This window comes from Sulfitobacter marinus (genome assembly GCF_900116285.1).
GTDB classification, from domain to species: Bacteria; Pseudomonadota; Alphaproteobacteria; order Rhodobacterales; family Rhodobacteraceae; genus Sulfitobacter; species Sulfitobacter marinus.
In genome coordinates this window covers 841,448-860,364 of the sequence record NZ_FPAJ01000001.1, presented here as the reverse complement: position 1 = coordinate 860,364, position 18,917 = coordinate 841,448, and the positions used below count along the sequence as shown (strand labels likewise).

General features: G+C 57.8%; 20 protein-coding genes. 10 read left to right on the top strand and 10 right to left on the bottom strand.

Features of this window, described 5'->3' with window-relative positions; genetic code table 11:
- The first annotated feature begins 4 nt into the window (after nucleotides 1–4).
- Nucleotides 5–1,213 carry a beta-ketoacyl-[acyl-carrier-protein] synthase family protein gene (locus BM347_RS04225; protein WP_093915120.1) on the top strand — a complete coding sequence of 403 codons (1,209 nt, stop codon included), beginning with the start codon at nucleotides 5–7 and terminating at the stop codon, nucleotides 1,211–1,213.
- Nucleotides 1,214–1,294: 81 nt separating this feature from the next.
- Here the strand turns inward: BM347_RS04225 and BM347_RS04220 are convergent, their stop codons facing one another.
- A complete protein-coding gene (locus BM347_RS04220) occupies nucleotides 1,295–1,945 on the bottom strand; it encodes an invasion associated locus B family protein (protein ID WP_093915119.1) in 651 nt (216 codons plus the stop codon).
- Between the two features lie 387 nt (nucleotides 1,946–2,332).
- Between BM347_RS04220 and BM347_RS04215 the strand changes: the two genes are divergently transcribed.
- Nucleotides 2,333–3,925 (top strand): helicase HerA-like domain-containing protein, encoded by a 1,593-nt coding sequence (locus BM347_RS04215; protein ID WP_425442446.1) that lies wholly within the window; start codon nucleotides 2,333–2,335, stop codon nucleotides 3,923–3,925.
- A gap of 90 nt (nucleotides 3,926–4,015) precedes the next feature.
- On the opposite strand, the gene BM347_RS04210 is transcribed toward BM347_RS04215, so the two are convergent.
- The 8 genes from BM347_RS04210 to BM347_RS04175 form a co-directional block, all read right to left on the bottom strand.
- The gene (locus BM347_RS04210) at nucleotides 4,016–5,320 is read right to left on the bottom strand and encodes a branched-chain amino acid ABC transporter permease (protein WP_093915118.1); all 1,305 of its coding nucleotides are present in this window, start codon (nucleotides 5,318–5,320) and stop codon (nucleotides 4,016–4,018) included.
- A complete protein-coding gene (locus BM347_RS04205; RefSeq protein ID WP_093915423.1) occupies nucleotides 5,317–6,327 on the bottom strand; it encodes a branched-chain amino acid ABC transporter permease in 1,011 nt (336 codons plus the stop codon). The genes BM347_RS04210 and BM347_RS04205 overlap by 4 nt, the downstream gene beginning before the upstream one ends.
- Nucleotides 6,327–6,773, bottom strand: coding sequence for a hypothetical protein (locus BM347_RS04200; RefSeq protein ID WP_175498482.1), 447 nt, complete (start codon nucleotides 6,771–6,773; stop codon nucleotides 6,327–6,329). The genes BM347_RS04205 and BM347_RS04200 overlap by 1 nt, the downstream gene beginning before the upstream one ends.
- A gap of 2 nt (nucleotides 6,774–6,775) precedes the next feature.
- Nucleotides 6,776–7,597, bottom strand: a complete 822-nt coding sequence (locus BM347_RS04195; protein WP_093915117.1) for an ABC transporter ATP-binding protein — start codon at nucleotides 7,595–7,597, stop codon at nucleotides 6,776–6,778.
- An 11-nt stretch (nucleotides 7,598–7,608) separates the two neighbouring features.
- Nucleotides 7,609–8,175: a hypothetical protein gene (locus BM347_RS04190; RefSeq protein ID WP_245764178.1), complete on the bottom strand. Its 567-nt coding sequence runs from the start codon at nucleotides 8,173–8,175 to the stop codon at nucleotides 7,609–7,611.
- Entirely contained in the window at nucleotides 8,172–8,945 is a 774-nt protein-coding gene (locus BM347_RS04185) for an ABC transporter ATP-binding protein (RefSeq protein ID WP_093915116.1), read from the bottom strand. The genes BM347_RS04190 and BM347_RS04185 overlap by 4 nt, the downstream gene beginning before the upstream one ends.
- A gap of 96 nt (nucleotides 8,946–9,041) precedes the next feature.
- On the bottom strand, nucleotides 9,042–10,235 hold the full coding sequence (locus tag BM347_RS04180; protein WP_093915115.1) for an ABC transporter substrate-binding protein: 1,194 nt from the start codon (nucleotides 10,233–10,235) through the stop codon (nucleotides 9,042–9,044).
- Between the two features lie 184 nt (nucleotides 10,236–10,419).
- The gene (locus BM347_RS04175; RefSeq protein WP_093915114.1) at nucleotides 10,420–11,424 is read right to left on the bottom strand and encodes a GlxA family transcriptional regulator; all 1,005 of its coding nucleotides are present in this window, start codon (nucleotides 11,422–11,424) and stop codon (nucleotides 10,420–10,422) included.
- A 200-nt stretch (nucleotides 11,425–11,624) separates the two neighbouring features.
- Here BM347_RS04175 and BM347_RS04170 point away from each other — a divergent pair, with 200 nt between their 5' ends.
- On the top strand, nucleotides 11,625–12,995 hold the full coding sequence (locus tag BM347_RS04170; protein ID WP_093915113.1) for a class II 3-deoxy-7-phosphoheptulonate synthase: 1,371 nt from the start codon (nucleotides 11,625–11,627) through the stop codon (nucleotides 12,993–12,995).
- An 81-nt stretch (nucleotides 12,996–13,076) separates the two neighbouring features.
- Here BM347_RS04170 and BM347_RS04165 read toward each other — a convergent pair whose 3' ends face one another.
- Nucleotides 13,077–13,742: a PAS domain-containing protein gene (locus tag BM347_RS04165; protein ID WP_093915112.1), complete on the bottom strand. Its 666-nt coding sequence runs from the start codon at nucleotides 13,740–13,742 to the stop codon at nucleotides 13,077–13,079.
- Between the two features lie 260 nt (nucleotides 13,743–14,002).
- Between BM347_RS04165 and BM347_RS04160 the strand changes: the two genes are divergently transcribed.
- The 7 genes from BM347_RS04160 (at nucleotide 14,003) to BM347_RS04130 (ending at nucleotide 18,913) form a co-directional block, all read left to right on the top strand.
- Nucleotides 14,003–14,893: a YicC/YloC family endoribonuclease gene (locus BM347_RS04160; protein ID WP_093915111.1), complete on the top strand. Its 891-nt coding sequence runs from the start codon at nucleotides 14,003–14,005 to the stop codon at nucleotides 14,891–14,893.
- Nucleotides 14,894–15,138: 245 nt separating this feature from the next.
- The gene (locus BM347_RS04155; protein ID WP_093915110.1) at nucleotides 15,139–15,570 is read left to right on the top strand and encodes a hypothetical protein; all 432 of its coding nucleotides are present in this window, start codon (nucleotides 15,139–15,141) and stop codon (nucleotides 15,568–15,570) included.
- Nucleotides 15,571–15,572: 2 nt separating this feature from the next.
- Nucleotides 15,573–16,244, top strand: coding sequence for a MotA/TolQ/ExbB proton channel family protein (locus BM347_RS04150; RefSeq protein ID WP_093915421.1), 672 nt, complete (start codon nucleotides 15,573–15,575; stop codon nucleotides 16,242–16,244).
- A 28-nt stretch (nucleotides 16,245–16,272) separates the two neighbouring features.
- Nucleotides 16,273–16,614 carry a biopolymer transporter ExbD gene (locus tag BM347_RS04145; RefSeq protein WP_093915109.1) on the top strand — a complete coding sequence of 114 codons (342 nt, stop codon included), beginning with the start codon at nucleotides 16,273–16,275 and terminating at the stop codon, nucleotides 16,612–16,614.
- 2 nt (nucleotides 16,615–16,616) lie between these two features.
- On the top strand, nucleotides 16,617–17,006 hold the full coding sequence (locus BM347_RS04140) for an ExbD/TolR family protein (RefSeq protein WP_093915108.1): 390 nt from the start codon (nucleotides 16,617–16,619) through the stop codon (nucleotides 17,004–17,006).
- Nucleotides 17,003–17,887, top strand: a complete 885-nt coding sequence (tolA, locus tag BM347_RS04135; protein ID WP_093915107.1) for a cell envelope integrity protein TolA — start codon at nucleotides 17,003–17,005, stop codon at nucleotides 17,885–17,887. The genes BM347_RS04140 and tolA overlap by 4 nt, the downstream gene beginning before the upstream one ends.
- A gap of 54 nt (nucleotides 17,888–17,941) precedes the next feature.
- Nucleotides 17,942–18,913: an iron-siderophore ABC transporter substrate-binding protein gene (locus tag BM347_RS04130; protein ID WP_093915106.1), complete on the top strand. Its 972-nt coding sequence runs from the start codon at nucleotides 17,942–17,944 to the stop codon at nucleotides 18,911–18,913.
- Nucleotides 18,914–18,917: the final 4 nt, after the last annotated feature.

Here is an 18,917-nt window from a genome sequence, read left to right as displayed (position 1 = left end):
GCCGGTGAAACGCGTCGTTATCACCGGTGCGGGGACGATCAACGCGCTTGGTCTGAATGTGCCGGACACAATGACCGCCATGAAGAATGGTGTCTGCGGGATTGGCCAGCTTGAGTTTCGGGACGTGGAGCGGCTATCGATCCAGATAGGCGGACAGGTCAAGAATTTCCCGCCCCCCGAACGCTACAACCGCCAGCAACTGTCGCTGTATGACCGGTTTACTCAATTCACGCTGGACGCGGCAGAGCAGGCGATTGCCCAGTCTGGCCTTGTCTTTTCGGGCGATCTTTCGGCCAAGGCTGGGGTTGTTCTGGGCACTGCCGGGGGCGGTGTCAGCACATGGGACGACAATTACCGCGCCGTTTATGAAGAGGGTAAAAACCGCGTTCATCCCTTTGTTGTACCCAAGCTGATGAACAATGCGGCCGCCAGTCATGTCAGCATGGAATACAACCTCAAAGGGCCGTCGTTTACCGTGTCGACCGCCTGTGCCTCGTCCAATCACGCGATGGCGCAGGCCTTTGCGATGGTGCGTTCCGGCATGGCCTCGGCGATGATCACCGGCGGGTCTGAATCCATGCTGTGTTTTGGCGGCGTCAAAGCCTGGGAGGGCCTGCGCGTCATGAGCCGCGACGCCTGCCGCCCGTTTTCAGCCAACCGCAATGGTATGGTGCAGGGCGAAGGTGCAGGCATCTTTGTGTTCGAAGACTACGACCACGCCCGCGCCCGCGGTGCTGATATCCTGTGCGAGGTTGCCGGTTTCGCCATGACCTCAGACGCCAGCGATATTGTAATGCCTTCCAAGGCCGGTGCCGCCCGCGCTATGCAGGGCGCATTGAGCGACGCGCAGATCAACGCCGATGAGGTGGGGTATATCAACGCTCATGGCACCGGCACGGCGGCGAATGACAAAACCGAATGTGCGGCGGTGGCGGATGTATTTGGGCCCCATGCGGACCGGTTGATGATCAGCTCGACCAAGTCGATGCATGGCCATCTGATTGGCGGTACTGGCGCGGTTGAACTGCTGGCCTGTATCATGGCGTTGCGGGACGGGGTGATTGCCCCGACAATCGGCTATCAGGAACCTGATCCCGAATGTGCCCTTGATGTGGTCCCGAACACGGCACGCGATGCCGATGTATCAGTCGTCTTGTCCAACGCTTTTGCCTTTGGCGGATTGAACGCGGTGATGGCGCTGCGCAAGGTATAGCTGTGCATTGGATAGGCGCTGACATGAAAAAGGCCGCCTCGGTATCGAGACGGCCTTTGGTTCTCTGAAATCGATCTTTATTTACTGATCAATAACGGACGATTTATCAAAGCTTGCGGTAAAGCCGTCCAGTGACAGGACCAACTCGACCTTTTGGTCGGGGGCCAGCGCGGGCACGATGGAAATCACCGCCTCTTTACCCCGTTTAAACGCGGCAACATCGTCCTTGGTCAGACCCATGCGGACATAGCAGCCAACGGGGTTACAAAACGCAAAGGGGTAGCGGCGGGCCTTACCACCATCGACCGCAAGGCTCAGCTGCGCGGGCAAGGCAGTTTCAAGCGGTACAACGACTGTCGCACCTGCTTCGGCCTTGCCATTTCCGGGCAAGCGGAACAACGAAAATTCGGCAACTGGAACACCTTCGCCATCATCCATCAGCTGGTACATCTGGCAGGGGTCATTCTCTTCTTCGGTCTTGATGCAGCGCATTTCCCACGCGCCGATGACTTCTTTGGTATAGGGTTTGCCCAGATCGGGGTCGCCATCCGCATCGGTACCCATGCTGAGCTGCGATTCCACTGAACTGGCGGCGGGTGCATCTTCTGTGGCGGGTGCGGCAGCAGGGGCTGGTTTTTCACTGGTTGTGGTTGTCGTCTGTGCAAAGGATCCCGCAGGCAAGGTCATCGCCAAGGCGGCACACAGGGGAAGGATGTTCAAATACTTGTTCATGCTCGTTCCAAATCTATGAAATTTATTGCCATCTATCACGGCACGAAACGGTTGTCCCGCAAGTTGCACATGGTTTTACCGCTGTTCCGGCATTTTTTTGCTGATGACTAAGGGGGAGCCTAAAAAGAAAAAAAGGACGCAAGCGCCCTTTTTTCCTGTTCTTCGTTTCTCCCCGTCGGACTGGGCCGACTTATTGGGGGAACGTTACGAAAGCAGATCAACGCGGTCAATAGGAAATATGCAACCCTGCCGATAACTTAACCGTAAAAAAAGGGCCGTACCCGAAGGCACGGCCAGTCTGACAGGGAGGAAGTGTTCACGGATCGAAAGGACATGTAGATCCGGAACAATTTCACTATGGTGCCGAAAGGTTAAGTTTGTATGCTTATGCGGCACTTTGCCTGCTATGGCGGGACCCAAAAGGATGATGAATACGTGACAAATGATATCTTTATCGGCGGCGGCGGCACGGACTACGCCACGCAGCAGTTTCTTAACATTGGATATGCCAACCGCCACGGCCTGATCGCAGGGGCAACGGGCACCGGTAAAACAGTGACGCTGCAAATTCTGGCCGAAGGGTTTTCCGCTCAAGGCGTGCCGGTGTTTCTCTCCGACGTTAAAGGGGACCTGTCCGGCCTCGCCGTCGCCGGAACGCCCTCGCATAAACTGCATGAACCCTTCATGTCCCGCGCCGAAACCATCGGGTTCAGCGATTATAGTTACGGCTCCTTTCCGGTCGCGTTTTGGGATATGTTTGGCAAACAGGGCCACCCTGTGCGCACCACCGTGTCCGAGATGGGGCCGCTTTTGCTGGGCCAGCTCCTAGGCCTCAGCGAAGCGCAAGAAGGCATCTTGAATATCGCTTTCCGCGTGGCCGATGAGGAAGGCATGCCGCTGCTCGATCTCAAAGACCTGCAAGCCCTGCTTGTCTGGGTGGGCGAAAACGCCTCCACGCTGGCCTTGCGTTATGGCAACGTCTCGCCGGCTTCGGTGGGCGCGATCCAGCGCCGCTTGCTGGTGTTGGAAAATCAAGGGGCGGCTGATCTCTTCGGCGAGCCGGCATTGGAACTGTCCGATCTGATGCGCACCGATAAAGATGGCCGTGGTTTCATCAATATTCTTGCCGCGGACAAGCTGATGAGCGCGCCCAAACTATACGCAACATTTCTGCTGTGGCTGCTTTCCGAGCTGTTCGAAGAACTCCCCGAGGTAGGCGACCCCGACAAACCCAAGCTGGTGTTCTTCTTTGACGAGGCGCACCTACTGTTTGACGACGCGCCCAAGGCGCTGGTGGATAAGGTGGAACAGGTCGCACGGCTGATCCGGTCCAAGGGGGTTGGGGTTTACTTCATCACACAAAACCCGGCCGACGTGCCCGAAGACATCTTGGGCCAGCTTGGCAACCGCATCCAGCATGCCCTGCGCGCCTTTACCGCCAAGGACCGCAAGGAGTTGCGCATGGCTGCGCAAACCTACCGCGAAAACCCGCGCTTCGATACCGAAGAAGCCATCCGCGAGGTCGGCGTCGGCGAGGCCGTAACATCCATGCTTCAGAAAAAGGGTGTGCCCGGCGTAGTCGAGCGGACATTGATCCGCCCGCCTTCGTCGCAGCTCGGGCCGATTGATTTGGGAACCCGCGCGGTTTTGATCGCGCAAAGCGCCATGGCGGATAAATACAACACCCGTTTAGATCGTGAATCCGCCTTTGAAATTCTCACCAAACGCGCGGACGAGGCTGCCAAAGCCGCCGCCAAAGCAGAGGAAGAAGCAGAAGAAGCTACGCCCGTCTTGCGCGAATTCAACGCCGCGCGCCGTTATGCAGGCAAGGGCGTGTCCCGTTCGTCTTCAAAACGCACATCAAAACCCAGCGAAAGCTTTGGCGGTGCGATTGCAAGTGTGGTGATCAAGGAACTCAAGGGGACAACAGGCCGCCGCATCGTGCGCGGTATCTTGGGCGGGCTGTTCAAAGGGCGCTAACGCCCTCGTTCCAAATGGACTAAAATCCTCGCCGAAGGCTAGCCTTATCCCGTTTGGGATAAGGCTATTTCTTTAACTGCAGATGATACCCTATTTCTCAGGGATCAATCCGCGCGGGCTGAACCGCAGGACCAGCAGCAGAACCGCGCCCATGGTCATCAGCCGCATATGGGCGGCAGATTCAATCAGATGATCCTTCAGCCAATAGCCATCCGCCATGCCATAGGTGATCGCATTCATCAGCCACAGGCCCATGGGTTCAACCATCACCCACAGATACCACATCAGGAAGCCGCCCAAGACGGCCCCAAAGTTATTGCCCGACCCGCCGACAATCACCATCACCCAGATCAAAAAGGTAAAGCGCAGCGGCTGATACGACCCGGGCGTCAGCTGGCTGTCCAGCGTGGTCATCATCGCGCCTGCGATCCCGCAGATGGCCGAGCCAAGGATAAATACCTGCAGATGCCGCGCGGTGACGTCCTTGCCCATAGCCTCTGCCGCGACTTCGTTGTCACGAATGGCGCGCAGCATCCGGCCCCAGGGGGAATTCAGCGCGCGTTGGCTCATCCACAATAGGATCAGCAAGACGGCGGCAAAGAGCAGAATGTATAGAAACTTGACCCATAGGGTGGATGCCTCAACCGGATCAAAACCGAAACCTGCCGCACGTTCGACAAAGCCTGCGTTATTCTGCAGGTCGATCTCGTAGGGGACGGGGCGCGGGATGCCGATCACGTTTTTCACGCCCCGCGACAGCCAGTCCTCGTTCTTGAGGATGGCAATGATGATCTCGGCGATCCCCAGCGTCGCAATGGCCAGATAATCGGACCGCAGCCCAAGCGCGGTTTTCCCGATCACCCAAGCGGCCCCGGCGGCGAACAGCCCGCCCACGGGCCATGCGATGATCACCGGCAGGCCAAGGCCACCCAGATATCCGGTATGGGCAGGGTTGATGTCTTCGACCGCCGCGACAGAAGGGTCAAAAATCGCGCGGAACAAGAAGAACCCGCCGATCAACAGCGCCAGCACCACCAGCGTGCGCAACCAGCCTTTGGCCATGCGCTTCATCACTTGGACCGCTGCAACCACAGTCGCAGCCCCCAGCAGCAGTGCACCCAGAATGCCCCAACCGCCCGCAGACCAAGCACCTTCGGTTGCGGGCATGCCGATCAGGATCGCAGCAAGGCCACCCAAGGCGACAAAGCCCATGATGCCAACGTTAAACAGCCCGGCAAAACCCCATTGCAGGTTCACCCCCAAGGCCATGATGCTGGAAATCAGCCCCATGGAAATGATCAGCAGCGCGGCATTCCAGCTTTGTGCAAAGCCGGTATAGACAATAAGGGCAGCAATAATCGCGAAAAGCGCGGTGTTTCTAAGCGTCTCGTTCATACCGATTGCCCCTTGAACAGACCTGTGGGTTTGAACAGCAACACGATCAACAAGATCACAAAGCTGACGGCGAATTTATAGTCGGTGGACAAAAGCTGAACCAAGCTGTCGGGCGCAAGGCTGTCGGGCAGCAAATAGCCCAGCACCTTCTTCCACGCATAGGTGATGGTGACTTCGGAAAAGGCGATGACGAAGCCACCGGCAATAGCGCCCACAGGATTGCCCAATCCGCCGACAATTGCCGAGGCAAAGATCGGCAGCAGCAGTTGGAAATAGGTGAAGGGTTTGAACGACTTGTCCAGCCCGTACAGAACGCCCGCGGTGGTCGCCAAACATGCCACGATGATCCACGTGATCATCACCACACGTTCGGGGTTGATGCCTGACAGGAGCGCCAGATCTTCGTTATCGGAATAGGCGCGCATGGATTTGCCGGACCGGGTTTTGTTCAGGAACCAGAACAACACCGCCACCACGATAATAGCGGTAATCACGGTCAGCCCTTGGGTGGTTTTGATCGCCAAACCTTCTTGTAGACCGGTCATTTTCTTAAAGGTACGTGCCGAGATGATGAACCGTTCGCCATCAAGGAAATTCTTGTCATCCGACCCGATGATAAAGCGCGTGATGCCGTTATAGATGAACGTCACCCCCAGCGATACGATCACAAAAATCACCGGTTTGGCTTTTTTCTCGCGGTAGAATTTATACACCACCCGGTCGGTGCCCAGCAGCAACCCGATGGTCACTAAAATCGCAAAGGGCAGGGCCAGCAGCGCGGTGGGCAGCACCCATAGATGCAGACCGATGGCCTGAAACCCCCAAGTAATCAGCACGGCCGACATCGCCCCAAGCGCCATGGTGTCCCCATGGGCAAAGTTCGAAAACCGCAAGATGCCGTAAACCAGCGTCACCCCAAGCGCACCAAGTGCGAGTTGCGAGCCATAGGCGATGCCGGGGACCAGCACATAATTGGCCAGCGCCACGAAAGCGTTCAATAAATCCATCAGTTGCATGTCCCTAGATAGCTGATGACGAAAGGCCCGTCAGCATAGTGCACGGTATAGCGTGTCGCACCGTTTTCTGTGATCGTGATCATGTGGCGTGCAGCAAAGGTGCCACCGGCCAGTGACATCGATTTGCCCGAGGTCACCCCAAGCAGTTCGACGGTTTCGGCATCCGTGATCATTTGCGCCTGAACGCCCAGATCATCCGCAGTGAGCCCGCCACCGATGCCCGTGATCTCGGGGGTGAATTCTGTTTCGGTGCAGGGTTCGTTCTCAACGCATTCGGTTACAAAATCGCATATCCGCAAGATGTCTTGGCGGTAGGGCGCGGTCTCAAGCGCCGTGGCTTCGTCTGGCGTGATGTCCGCCACCGCCGCGTCGGGTGCTTTTTCCTGCGCCACGGCGGGCAGGGTCGAAATCAGCACAAGGGGGAAAATCCAGCGCATTCCTAGCCCCCCAAGAATGATTTGCGGACTTCTGGATCGTTTAGCAGCTCTTTGCCCGTGCCGGTAAACGCATTGGCACCTTGCACCAAAACATATCCTTTGTCAGCGATCTCAAGGGCTTGTCGGGCGTTCTGTTCCACCATCAAGATGGGAATGCCGGTGCGTGCGACCTCAATAATACGGTCAAACAATTCATCCATCACAATGGGGCTGACGCCTGCGGTGGGTTCATCCAGCATCAACACCTTGGGCTGGGTCATCAGCGCGCGGCCCACGGCAACTTGTTGGCGTTGACCGCCCGATAATTCACCCGCCGCCTGAAGCCGCTTTTCCTTGAGGATTGGAAACAGGTCATAGACCTGTGCCATCGTATCACGGAAATCATCGCGGCGGATAAAGGCACCCATCTCAAGGTTTTCCTCGACCGTCATCGAGGTAAAGATATTCGACGTTTGCGGTACAAAGCCCATGCCCTTGGCCACGCGATCCTGTGGCGACAGCTCAGTGATGTCTTCGCCGTCCAGCCGTACGTGACCCTCGCGCAGGTCCAGCATGCCGAACACGGCCTTCATCGCGGTGGATTTGCCAGCGCCATTGGGCCCAACGATCACGGCAATTTCGCCCTTTTCCACGGCGATGGTGCAGCTGTGCAGGATGTCCGGTCCTTTGCCGTAGCCGCCCGTCATTGCCTCGCCAATCAGGAAAGGCCCGCCGGGGGCCGGGTGGCTTTTGCCGCCTTGTTTGACAGGCTGCGCGGTGCCTTGGCCTTTGGTATTTCCGATCGACAGGTCTTTGTTGCCTCGATCACCATATGGGTCGCTCATATCAGTCTCTTTCAATCGGTGCCGCTGTGCAGCGGCTCAATGGTGTCAGCGCAAGACAACGGGTCCTCGCAGGTGTCGCGCAGCATCATGGCCACGTCAAAGGACATCTTTTCCATATCCTCAAACGGTGTTGTGTCGGCTGTATCCAGGTACAACATGATCCGCGCAGGGCCGACCTGTGACAGCATGACAGCACTTAGGGTGCGGTCGCCGTTGATTAGGTCATATTGCAAATGGCGCAGGGTCAGGCCGCGTGGGGTCACGATTTTGTCCACCTGCAACACTTCAAGCGGGGCATTGCCATCTGCGTCAATCCAGGCGTCATAGGTCGCGAATTGTTCCTCAAGCGTGGCGATCGTGTCGGTGATCTCGTAACCAGGCCATTCTTGTGTGAAATTCAGGATGTAATCGTCGATATAACGGGCCGATCCATCCCCGATCACGTCCCATTTCGCCGCTTCCCACACGGTACCCCGGTCGCACATCCACACATCCGCCGACAATTGCGCACAGGCGGCAGATGCCTGCGGCAACGCCATGGCGGCGGCGAATACAATGAGGGAAGGGCGGTGCTTCATGCGGTCTTGTTCTTGAGGCCGGTGCCCAGATAGGCCTCGATCACCTGTTCGTTGGCTTTGATTTCGGGCAGGGTGCCTTGGGCCAGAACCTTGCCTTCGGCCATACAGATGACCGGATCACACAGGCGTCCGATGAAATCCATGTCATGTTCGATGACGACAAAGGTATAGCCGCGTTCCTTGTTTAGGCGAATGATCGCGTCGCCGATGGTGTTCAGCAGCGTGCGGTTCACGCCTGCGCCAACCTCGTCGAGAAACACAATCTTGGCGTCGACCATCATGGTGCGGCCAAGTTCCAGCAGTTTTTTCTGCCCGCCCGAGATTTGACCGGCCTTTTGCTCGGCCAGATGTTCGACCGTCAAAAATTCCAAGACTTCATCAGCTTTGGCGCGCAGGGCGCGTTCCTGATCGGCGATGCGTTTGCGGCCAAACCATGTATTCCAAAGGGTTTCGCCCGCTTGATCGCCGGGCACCATCATCAGGTTCTCGCGGCAGGTCATGGACGAAAATTCGTGTGCAATCTGAAACGTGCGCAGCAGACCTTTGTGGAACAGCTCGTGCGGGGGCAAGCCGGTGATGTCCTCACCGCCCATGGTGACACGGCCCGAAGTTGGTTTAAGAACGCCTGCGATCACATTGAAAAGGGTGGTTTTTCCAGCGCCGTTAGGGCCGATCAATCCGGTGATTGAGCCTTGTTCAATGGTCAGGCTGGCACCGTCGACGGCATGAAAACCACCGAAGTGTTTGTGTACATCGTCAACGACGATCATATGGTTATCCCCGTGTCCGCGTCGTGAATGCGCGGTTATATCTAGAAAACAGCAGCCCGGTTGCCCGGACTGCTGCAATGTCACTGTAAGAAAGGCTTACTTGAAACCGATGGTTTCGATCACGCCGTCTTTGACTTCAATCATGCGGTATGTACCGGCGGATTCACCGGGGCCGATCAGTTCGACTGCGGATGCGCCGACATAGTCAACATCCTTGCCAGCTGCGATCAGCTCAAGCGCTTTTGCCAGTTCGCCGGGATAGATTTTTTCGCCCGGTGCGTTGGCCACATCAAGGATCTTGGGGCCGTACACGGCTGGATCTGTGGATTCTGCCGCCTGCATCGCCAACATGAACAGCGCCGCTGCGTCATAGGATTCAGGGGTGTAAGGCGATGTCCCGTTAAAGCCTTCGCCTTCGGCCATTTTGGCGAAAACATCGATGCCTTGACCCTCGGAACCGGCGATTTGACCGTAAGAACCGTTCAGATCATCGCCGATACGACCGGGCAATGTGTCACCGATCATACCACCTGGCAGACCGAATGTGTCGAATGCACCGGTATCAAGGGCGGCGTTGATGATGCCAGGACCACCTTGGTCAAGGTAACCCGCAACAACCAGAATTTCACCACCAGCAGACGCCAGCGCGCCAACTTCGGCAGAGTAATCTGCTTTGCCGTCTTCGTGGGCCGCAACGATTGTCACTTCACCACCTACGGCCTCGAACGAGGTTTGGATCGCGTCAGCAAGACCCTTGCCGTAGTCGTTGTTTGTGTAGGTCAGGGCGATGGATTTCACGCCACGCTCTTGCAGGATTTCCGCCATAACCTGACCTTCACGCGCATCCGATGGGGAGGTGCGGAAAAACAGACCGTTGTCTTCCATTGTGGACAGACCGGGCGATGTGGCGGAGGGCGAAATCATGACCATGCCGTTTGGAATGGCGACGTTTTGCAAAACCGCACCTGTCACGCCGGAACAATCCGCGCCGATCAGACCGTTGATGCCCTCGGAAATCAGACGTTCAGCACCGGCAACCGCCAGCGCGTTGTCGATACAGCCGGAATCCGCGCGCAGACCTGTGACAGTCGCGCCGCCCAGCAGTTTGCCGCTGTCGGTGACTTCTTTCATCGCCATTTCAGCGCCAGAGGCCATGGGGCCGGTCAGCGATTCAATTGGGCCGGTAAATCCGAATTCGATCCCGATTTTCACTTCTGTCGCGTGCGAACCCGCAAAAGCGTTTGTCGCAAGCAGTGCCGCAGCCGTTGTGGCCATAAGCATCTTTTTCATTGTTATCTCCCTTGTTGGAACTTTTTATGTTCGGAGCAAAGCCTATGCGGGGTTTTTCAAAAAGAAAAGCGCAATCAAGCGTTCACCGTAGGTCAAGCCGCGCTGGCGATTGAAAAATCCTGCCCTGCGGTGCCAGATTTGGAAAAAATCGCGCGCTGGTCAATGTAGGGCACATTCGAGTTGCCTAAATGGACAACCGTGCTGCATGTGATCCGCGTTCGCGGTACGGGGTGGTGTCGTAATGCGCCCGGTAGCATTTTGAGAAATGTGAGGGCGAGGCAAAGCCGCAGGCCAGCGCCACGTTGATCACGCTCATATCCGTTTGCATCAACAGGTTGCGCGCCTTTTGCAGACGCAGTTCCATATAGTACCGTTTAGGGCTGCGGTTCAGATAGCGGCGGAACAGGCGCTCCAACTGGCGGGTCGACATACCCACGTCTTTTGCCAAGGTCGAGGGGCTGATCGGTTCCTCGATATTGCGTTCCATCATCTGGATGACTTGGCTTAATTTGGGGTGGCGCACGCCGATGCGGGTTGGCACGGACAAACGTTGGGTGTCTTGGTCTGTGCGGATCGACGAATAAATCAGCTGATCGGCCACCGAATTGGCCATTTCCTCGCCCTGATCATCGGCGATCAGTTTCAGCATCAGGTCAATCGAGGACGTCCCACCCGCTGTGGTCATCCGATTGCCGTCAACCACGAAAACCGATTTGGTCAGGGTGACGTCTTCGAATTCCTCGGTAAAGCTGTCTTGATTTTCCCAGTGGATCGTCGCCTTTTTGCCATCCAGCAATCCGGCTTTGGCCAGTGTAAAGGCCGCAGTACAAAGCCCGCCGACCATCATGCCCTTGCGGGCCTCGCGGCGCAGCCAGCCCAACAGCTTTTTGGTGGTGGCGGCCTGAACGTCGATGCCGCTGCAAATCACCAGCGTATCCTCGCGGCGCAATTCGTCCAGATCGCCATCAAGCGTGAACTGTGCGCCAGCTGAGCAGCTAACATAGGTCCCGCCTTCGCCGATCAAACGCCAGTTATACACCTCGCGGCCCGCCATCCGATTGGTTATGCGTAAACATTCCACAGCCGACGCAAAGCTCAGCATGGTAAAGTTTTCGAGCAAGACAAAAACAAACAGCTTTGGCCTATCTTCGTTAACCGGGATGCGGATGGCCGATTGCGTGTCTGACATCGCTGCTCTTTCAGTAATGTGGAAATTTTCGTAGGTCAGGTTCCTCTGGCGTAAAAACCTGCCGAAAACCTTGCCCGCGTGAGGGGGCAAAGGTCAATAGGGGGAATTCGGTTCTGGTCACTGGGCGCTGGCTTTTGTATACCGTTGGCTCAACCGTTAGCGCAGGACATCCGGCGCTATGCCTACTTCGGAGAGAGAAGATGACCGATTGGACAAAATCAAGCTGGCGCGACAAACCGCGGATCCAGATGCCCGACTATCCAGACCAGGCTGCACTGCAGGCTGTCGAGGCAGAATTGTCCCGGTATCCATTGTTGGTTTTTGCAGGCGAAGCACGCCGGTTGAAAAAGCATCTGGCCGCCGCTGGTCGCGGTGAGGCGTTCTTGCTTCAGGGCGGCGATTGCGCCGAAAGCTTTGAGCAATTCAGCAGTGACATGATCCGCGATACATTCAAGGTCATGCTGCAAATGGCGATCGTGCTGACCCATGGTGCCAAGGTGCCTGTGATCAAAGTGGGGCGTATGGCGGGTCAGTTCGCCAAACCGCGTTCCGCCCCGACAGAGGTGGTCGATGGCGTTGAGCTGCCCAGCTACCGTGGTGATATCATCAACGGGCTCGACTTCACTCCGGAAGCCCGCATTCCAGACCCGCAAAAGATGCTGCGCGCCTACACGCAGGCGGCTGCGACGCTGAACCTGATCCGCGCCTTTTCAACGGGCGGCTATGCTGATGTGCATCAGGTACATGGATGGACCTTGGGCTTTACCGAAAGCGAAAAGGCCGAGAAATACCGCGACATTGCCAACCGGATTTCCGACACTTTGGATTTCATGGCGGCAGCGGGTGTCACGGCCGAGACGGCTCATACCCTGCAATCGGTGGAATATTATACAAGCCACGAATCGCTTTTGCTTGAGTATGAAGAGGCGCTATGCCGTCAGGACAGCCAAACCGGTAAATGGTTGGCAGGCTCTGGCCACATGATCTGGATCGGCGACCGTACCCGTCAGCCGGACGGTGCCCATGTGGAATTCGCGCGTGGCGTACAAAACCCAATCGGGTTGAAATGCGGCCCGACCATGACCAGCGACGACCTGAAACTGCTGATGAAAAAGCTGAACCCGCAAAACGAGGAGGGGCGCTTGACCCTGATCGCGCGGTTCGGTGCGGGCAATGTGGGTGAACACCTGCCGCGCTTGATCAAAACCGTGCAGGAAGAAGGCGCGAACGTGGTTTGGACCTGTGACGCCATGCATGGCAACACGATCAAATCGTCCAGCGGCTATAAAACGCGGCCCTTTGATTCCGTCCTGCGCGAAGTCCGTGAATTCTTTGCAGTGCATGCAGCCGAGGGGACCGTTCCGGGCGGCGTACATTTCGAGATGACCGGCCAGGATGTGACCGAATGTACCGGTGGTGTGCGTGCTGTGCAGGATGAAGATCTGTCAGACCGTTACCACACAGCTTGTGATCCCCGTCTGAACGCCAGCCAGTCGCTGGAGCTTGCGTTCCTTGTGGCCGAAGAGCTGTCGGCGCGCCGGACGGCACATCAGGCCAAGGTCGCAATCTAAGCGGTTAAAAAGGTTGAGTAAAAAGGCCGCGCATCATGTGATGCGCGGCCTTTTTTGTGGGAGGTTATGGATAGCTGCCCGTCAGCTGTCGGACTTTACCAGCCGCAGATAGGGAACGCTGCCCCCGTCCGTGCACTGCTGTCGTACAGGGCGCTGCGCTTTTGGGGCGTCAGCCACGGGGGGCTGAGGCGCGCGGTCAAACACAGGTTGCTGAGCCATAAGCGGGCGAACTTGGATATCTTCGATGTTAAATCGGCACGGGTCGGCGGCAATGTCACCTTTGGTCACGAAACAGCCCAACATGCGGGTGACATCGCCCATGTCGCTTTTCAACGGCAGCAATACCATGCGCCCTTCGGCGGCCCCTGTCTCGTTGCGCAGGGCAAGGGTGCCTACAGCGGGGGTGCTAAACAGCTCTTCCAGCGTGTCACTGAACCTGCGCCGCGACTCCGTCGACAAGAATGCAGTGATCGGCATGCCGCGTACTTCCATGCCCATCAGATCGCTCAGATGGCTACCTGCGATGCGCATCCGCGCGACGCCGGGGGCGACCCGTTCCAGGATAAAGGCATATTCCAGCGCCGCTTCGATCCCGCGCGGGTCGATGTCCGACCGTTTGGGCAGCAGCCTGTCTTGGCGCAGACCTTCCCAATAGGCTTCGACCTGGGCGATGGCCGAAAAGCTGTGATGCGCGTGAAAATCGTTCAACTTGACGATATTCTGGGGGTCTTTTGGATGCTCGTACATGAATTCCGTCTCGTCTTGGTTGCGTCTGTGTTGTGGTCGGCGCTTATTGGTTGTTTCGACCGCTGCTCGTATTTGAGGGCAGCACAAAAGTGCCGCTTTGATCCTGTTATAACAATTTCATCGCAAATTTGCATACAAATCTCATGAAGTGGTTAACTTTTGGCTAGGGATAGCGGGCGCGGGAACTTGCCCATGGGGCTTGCCCAGAACCGCAGTTTGGATTTTAAAGCGGGGCAGAGCCCCAGCCCACAGGATGCCCTATGATACGTTCAATGACCGGTTTTGCCTCAGCCAGTGGCGCATTGCCTCCCCATAGTTGGGGGTGGGAATTGCGGTCGGTCAACGGCAAGGGGCTTGATCTGCGCTTGCGCGTGCCAGATTGGGTGGACGGGCTAGAGGCGGGACTGCGCAAACAGCTTAGCGCGCAGATCGCGCGGGGAAATGTTTCGTGCAATCTGCGGATCGCCCGCGACGAAAATACGGGCAGCCTGACGGTGAATGCCGCCCAGCTGGATACCGTGCTGGAGGCGCTGCAACAGATCGAAACGCGTGCAATGGATGCGGGCGTGTCGCTGGCCCCGTCCAAAGCAAGCGATATCGTGACCATGCGCGGTGTCTTGGAACAAGCGACCACTGATGATGATGTCGAAAGGCTGGCCAAGGCGCTGCTGGCCGAGTTCACAACGGTTCTGGCGGCTTTCAACGCCATGCGTGCCCGCGAAGGGGCAGCGCTGGAACAGGTACTACAAACACAACTGGCTGAGATTGAAGCGCTCACCCTGCAAGCCGCGGCGCTTGCCGAACAGCGCAAAGCCGAGATGGCACAGAACTTGCAGCGCAATCTGGCGCGGGTGCTTGAGAACACCGAAGGCGTGGATGCGGACCGGCTGGCGCAAGAACTGGCGCTGATCGCGGTCAAGGCGGATATCACCGAGGAAATCGACCGTTTGCATGCGCATGTCAGCGCGGCGCGTGATCTGCTGGGCCAGGGCGGGCCGGTCGGCCGTAAGCTGGATTTCTTGATGCAGGAATTCAACCGCGAGGCTAATACCTTGTGCTCAAAGTCCCAGAATACCGAGTTGACGCGCGTCGGGCTGGCGTTAAAGGCCGTCATCGATCAGATGCGCGAGCAGGTGCAGAACGTCGAATAAATCCTGCGGGCAGGGTGCTTACTGATTGGTGTCCTGCTGTGCACAGGCCTCCTCAATCAAAGCTTTTTTCTACCAGCCTTCAGTAGTTGAGTATAAAAGTCGGGATTGTCGCGGCGCCGTTTGTTTGGTAGCAAACGTGGAATCACGCGTTTTGGTGAAATTGTTTAATTTCCAGCGCCGATGACCAGCCAAGGGCGCACGCCGTCTTAGCCAACACAGCAACCATTACCCGGTCAGGAGTCTCCATGCCCCGTTTCCGTTTCGCCTTTCTGGCGGTACCGCTTGTTTTGTCGGCGCAGATCGCTTGCGCACAACAATCTGACACCGGCGGTCATATCGCGGTCGAGCTGAATGCCGCTGAATCAAGCGCCGAGGCCTGCACGTTGTCTTTCATGATCACGAACGGGATGAAAACACCTGTTGATAAACTGGTCTACGAGGTCGCCTTGTTTGACAAGGCAGGTCAGGTCAGCCGCTTGACCCTGTTCGATTTTGGCACATTGCCGCCCGAACGCCCCCGTGTGCGTCAGTTCGCCGTGCCGCAAATCAGCTGCGATGATCTGGGTCGCGTATTGTTTAACGGTGCCAGCACCTGCGAAGGCGACGGCATTGCGCCAGATGCGTGTGAAACCGGTCTGCGCCCATCGTCGCGTGCCGACATCGAGGTGTTGGGCTGATGATGGGTATCGTGAACGCCATCGCAGAGTCCTTTGCTCAGATCGCCGAGACCGGCGGCCCGGTTGTGGTCGTTCTGATGGCAGTCGCTGTGCTGACCCTTGCCGTATCCATATATAAAGCATGGCAATTTTGGCGTTCGGCTGTTGGCCGTCACACGGCGCTGTCTCAGGCCGTTGCGGCATGGGATCAGGGGGACCGCGCTGGCGCACGGACGGCATTGGGCCGGTCCAAAAGCTATCTGGTGCCTGTGGTAGATCAGGCGATGTCAGCGCCCCAAACCGGGGCAGAGCGGCTTCAGGCCGAGGCTGAGGCCCAGTTTGCCAAGCTTGAAACCGGTTTCCGTTTGCTTGATTCCGTTGCGCAGTTGGCCCCGTTGTTGGGGCTGTTCGGAACGGTATTGGGGATGATTGAGGCGTTCCAGGCTTTGCAAGCTGCCGGGTCGCAGGTCGATCCGTCAATTCTGGCCGGTGGTATCTGGGTGGCGCTTTTGACCACAGCCGTGGGGCTGGTGGTGGCCATGCCCACCGCCGTGATCCTTAGCTGGCTTGAACAGCGGATGGAGGCCGAGCGCGTGATCGCTGACAAGGCGATCCTGACCGTTCTGCACCCCGCCGCAGGGCCATCACCTAGTCAGGCCAGCGCATATGAGGGGGCAGTTGCCGCCCATGGCTAGGCCACGCACGCGCAGACGCAGATTATCGATGACGTCGCTGATTGATGTCATTTTTCTGCTGCTCTTGTTCTTTATGCTCACTTCTACCTTTTCAAAATTCTCCGAGGTGGAGCTGGCCGCGGCGGGACCGGGGACGGCCGCCCCTAGTGATGCCAAGCCGTTGTTTTTGCAGCTTGGCACTGAAACCCTGCGGGTGAACGGCGACGATGTGGGGCTGGACGCATTGGCGTCATCCAGCGTCGGTCAGGCTCAAGAAGGTACGGTTTTGCTGGTCTCGCTCAAGGCGGGTGTCGATGCGCAACGGCTGACGGATTTGCTGGTGGCGCTGCGCGGTTTTCCTGCTTTGCAGGTCTCGGTTCTGGGGGGCTGAACATGCGTAAGTTTGCAAAAGCCAAGCCCCAACGCGAACCGACCATCGCCTTGATCAACATCGTCTTTTTGATGCTTGTGTTCTTTATGGTCGCGGGCACCTTGGCTCAGCCGCTTGATCCGTCCCTGACGCTGGTTGAGACCCGCGAATTGGACGGCCAAGCCCCGCCAAATGCCTTGGTCGTCTATCCCGATGGGCGCATCAGCTTTGAGGGCGAAGATCAGGCCGACGCTGCCACCTTTGTCGCGAGCCTGTCTGAGGAAGACCGGGAAACCGTGCGCATCGTGCCGGACCGTACGCTTCCTGCGGCGGCGCTGGTCAGCCTCACACGGGATTTGCGCAGCGCAGGGGCACAGCGCGTCATGCTGGTTACAAAAAGGGCTTTGGAATGATATTTCGCTCTCATCTTGCCAGGGGTGTGTCGTTGGTTCTGGCGACGGGTATTGTTGCTGGCGCGGCGCAGTTCAGCGTGCCCAAAAACCGGATCGAAATGGCTGGCGGGGGTGCCCCGGTTGAAGCCAGAATGGGGTCCACATTTGAGGATATGGCCGTTGGCACCTTGACGGCAAAGACGCCCGATACCGAGGTAGAACAACCTGTCGAACCTGAAGTGATCGAGCCTGTAAAAGCGGAGCCCGTTCGACCCGAGCCCATTGCGAAGCCGGAACTGGCACTGACGCCCGAGCTGACACAGCCGGTGACACCGACCCCTCTCGTGATGGCGGCGTTGACGCCGGTGCCTGCGACCCCTCCGGCACCCACTGGGGCCCCAAAGCCCGAGACGATTGTCACCGAAACGCCCAAGACCGATGCCCCGTTGCAGTCGCAGCGCCCCAAGGAAAAGACCCCCGAAGTCGTCAAGAAAAAGCCCAAAAAGAAACCGGTAAAAAAGGCGACGGCGCGTGGCAATGCAAAGCGTAACAACACCAAGGGCGCAGAGACGGGCAAAAACAAAAACGCCAAGGCGACAACCACAGGCAAGGCCAAAAAAGCCGCCTCTCAGGCGGGGAATGCTGCGGTCAGCAACTACCCCGGTCAAGTGATGCGCCGGATCTCGCGGGTGGGCAAACCGCGGGTCAAATCCAAGGGCGAGGCCGTGATTGCCTTTACGATCTCGGCGAGCGGCGGTTTGGGCGGGGTTTCTGTTGCGCGCAGTTCGGGGTCGGCTGCGCTGGATCAGGCGGCTCTGACGCTGATCCGCAAAGCTGCGCCATTTCCCAAACCGCCGGCAGGCGCGCGGCGTCAATACACGATCAAGATCAAGGGGCGCTAGGCCAGCTGCGCCGTGCTCCTCAGCACTAATCATATAATCAGAGTAGGAAGTTTCATGTTACGCGTTTTGATGAGTATCGGGGTCGCTTTGTGGGCAACGTCAGCGGCAGCGCAGGAATTCCCGGTCACAATCGAACACGCCTTTGGGCAGACAGTCATCGAAGCGCGTCCCACCCGTGTGGCATCGGTCGGCTGGGCCAACCACGAGGTGCCGCTGGCCTTGGGCATCGTTCCTGTGGGCTTTGCCCGTGCGTCCTGGGGCGATGATGATGGTGACGGGTTGTTGCCTTGGGTGACTGAAAAGCTTGATGAATTGGGCGCGCAGGCCCCGGTTTTGTTTGACGAGGGCGACGGCATTGATTTTGAAGCGGTTGCGTCGACCAACCCTGATGTGATCCTTGCGGCCTATTCCGGTATTTCGCAATCGGATTACGACACGCTTAGCCGGATCGCCCCTGTTGTGGCCTATCCTGATGGCGCGTGGACCACCACATGGCGCGAAATGATCCGCCAGAACGCGGCAGGGCTTGGCATGGCGTCCGAGGGCGAGGCGATGGTTGCGCAGATCGAAGAGCGTATCGCGACAGCCCTACAGGACTATCCCCAGCTTGCGGGGAAAACTGGCATGTTCGTGACCCATCTGGATATTCGCGACCTTAGCACGATTGGCTTTTACGCCGCAGCGGATCAGCGGGTGCAGTTTCTGGAAGACCTAGGCATGGCCACGCCCCGCGCGGTGCGCGAAGCCAGCGAAGCGGGCAAATATTCCGGCCGTGTCAGCGCCGAGCGGATTGATTTGTTCAATGATGTCGATGTTGTCGTGACATATGGCGACATGGCGCGTCTCAGTGAGTTGGTGAAAAACCCGCTGATTGCCCGTTTCCCGGCGATTGCACGCGGGTCGGTGATCTTGCTGGCCAATGATCCGATGGGCACCGCAGCCAACCCGACGCCGCTTTCGATCGACTACGTGCTTGAGGATTATCTGACCCGTTTGGCAGATGCTGTGGCGCGCGGCGAGGGGTGACCCT

What these genes read in the sequence shown, in the direction of transcription:
- BM347_RS04220 (WP_093915119.1), bottom strand. Translation starts at nt 1,945, where the DNA reads ATGAACAAGTATTTGAACATCCTTCCCCTGTGTGCCGCCTTGGCGATG.
- BM347_RS04215 (WP_425442446.1), top strand. Translation starts at nt 2,333, where the DNA reads ATGCGGCACTTTGCCTGCTATGGCGGGACCCAAAAGGATGATGAATAC.
- BM347_RS04210 (WP_093915118.1), bottom strand. Translation starts at nt 5,320, where the DNA reads ATGAACGAGACGCTTAGAAACACCGCGCTTTTCGCGATTATTGCTGCC.
- BM347_RS04205 (WP_093915423.1), bottom strand. Translation starts at nt 6,327, where the DNA reads ATGGATTTATTGAACGCTTTCGTGGCGCTGGCCAATTATGTGCTGGTC.
- BM347_RS04200 (WP_175498482.1), bottom strand. Translation starts at nt 6,773, where the DNA reads ATGCGCTGGATTTTCCCCCTTGTGCTGATTTCGACCCTGCCCGCCGTG.
- BM347_RS04195 (WP_093915117.1), bottom strand. Translation starts at nt 7,597, where the DNA reads ATGAGCGACCCATATGGTGATCGAGGCAACAAAGACCTGTCGATCGGA.
- BM347_RS04190 (WP_245764178.1), bottom strand. Translation starts at nt 8,175, where the DNA reads ATGAAGCACCGCCCTTCCCTCATTGTATTCGCCGCCGCCATGGCGTTG.
- BM347_RS04185 (WP_093915116.1), bottom strand. Translation starts at nt 8,945, where the DNA reads ATGATCGTCGTTGACGATGTACACAAACACTTCGGTGGTTTTCATGCC.
- BM347_RS04180 (WP_093915115.1), bottom strand. Translation starts at nt 10,235, where the DNA reads ATGAAAAAGATGCTTATGGCCACAACGGCTGCGGCACTGCTTGCGACA.
- BM347_RS04175 (WP_093915114.1), bottom strand. Translation starts at nt 11,424, where the DNA reads ATGTCAGACACGCAATCGGCCATCCGCATCCCGGTTAACGAAGATAGG.
- BM347_RS04170 (WP_093915113.1), top strand. Translation starts at nt 11,625, where the DNA reads ATGACCGATTGGACAAAATCAAGCTGGCGCGACAAACCGCGGATCCAG.
- BM347_RS04165 (WP_093915112.1), bottom strand. Translation starts at nt 13,742, where the DNA reads ATGTACGAGCATCCAAAAGACCCCCAGAATATCGTCAAGTTGAACGAT.
- BM347_RS04160 (WP_093915111.1), top strand. Translation starts at nt 14,003, where the DNA reads ATGATACGTTCAATGACCGGTTTTGCCTCAGCCAGTGGCGCATTGCCT.
- BM347_RS04155 (WP_093915110.1), top strand. Translation starts at nt 15,139, where the DNA reads ATGCCCCGTTTCCGTTTCGCCTTTCTGGCGGTACCGCTTGTTTTGTCG.
- BM347_RS04150 (WP_093915421.1), top strand. Translation starts at nt 15,573, where the DNA reads ATGGGTATCGTGAACGCCATCGCAGAGTCCTTTGCTCAGATCGCCGAG.
- BM347_RS04145 (WP_093915109.1), top strand. Translation starts at nt 16,273, where the DNA reads ATGACGTCGCTGATTGATGTCATTTTTCTGCTGCTCTTGTTCTTTATG.
- BM347_RS04140 (WP_093915108.1), top strand. Translation starts at nt 16,617, where the DNA reads ATGCGTAAGTTTGCAAAAGCCAAGCCCCAACGCGAACCGACCATCGCC.
- tolA (WP_093915107.1), top strand. Translation starts at nt 17,003, where the DNA reads ATGATATTTCGCTCTCATCTTGCCAGGGGTGTGTCGTTGGTTCTGGCG.
- BM347_RS04130 (WP_093915106.1), top strand. Translation starts at nt 17,942, where the DNA reads ATGTTACGCGTTTTGATGAGTATCGGGGTCGCTTTGTGGGCAACGTCA.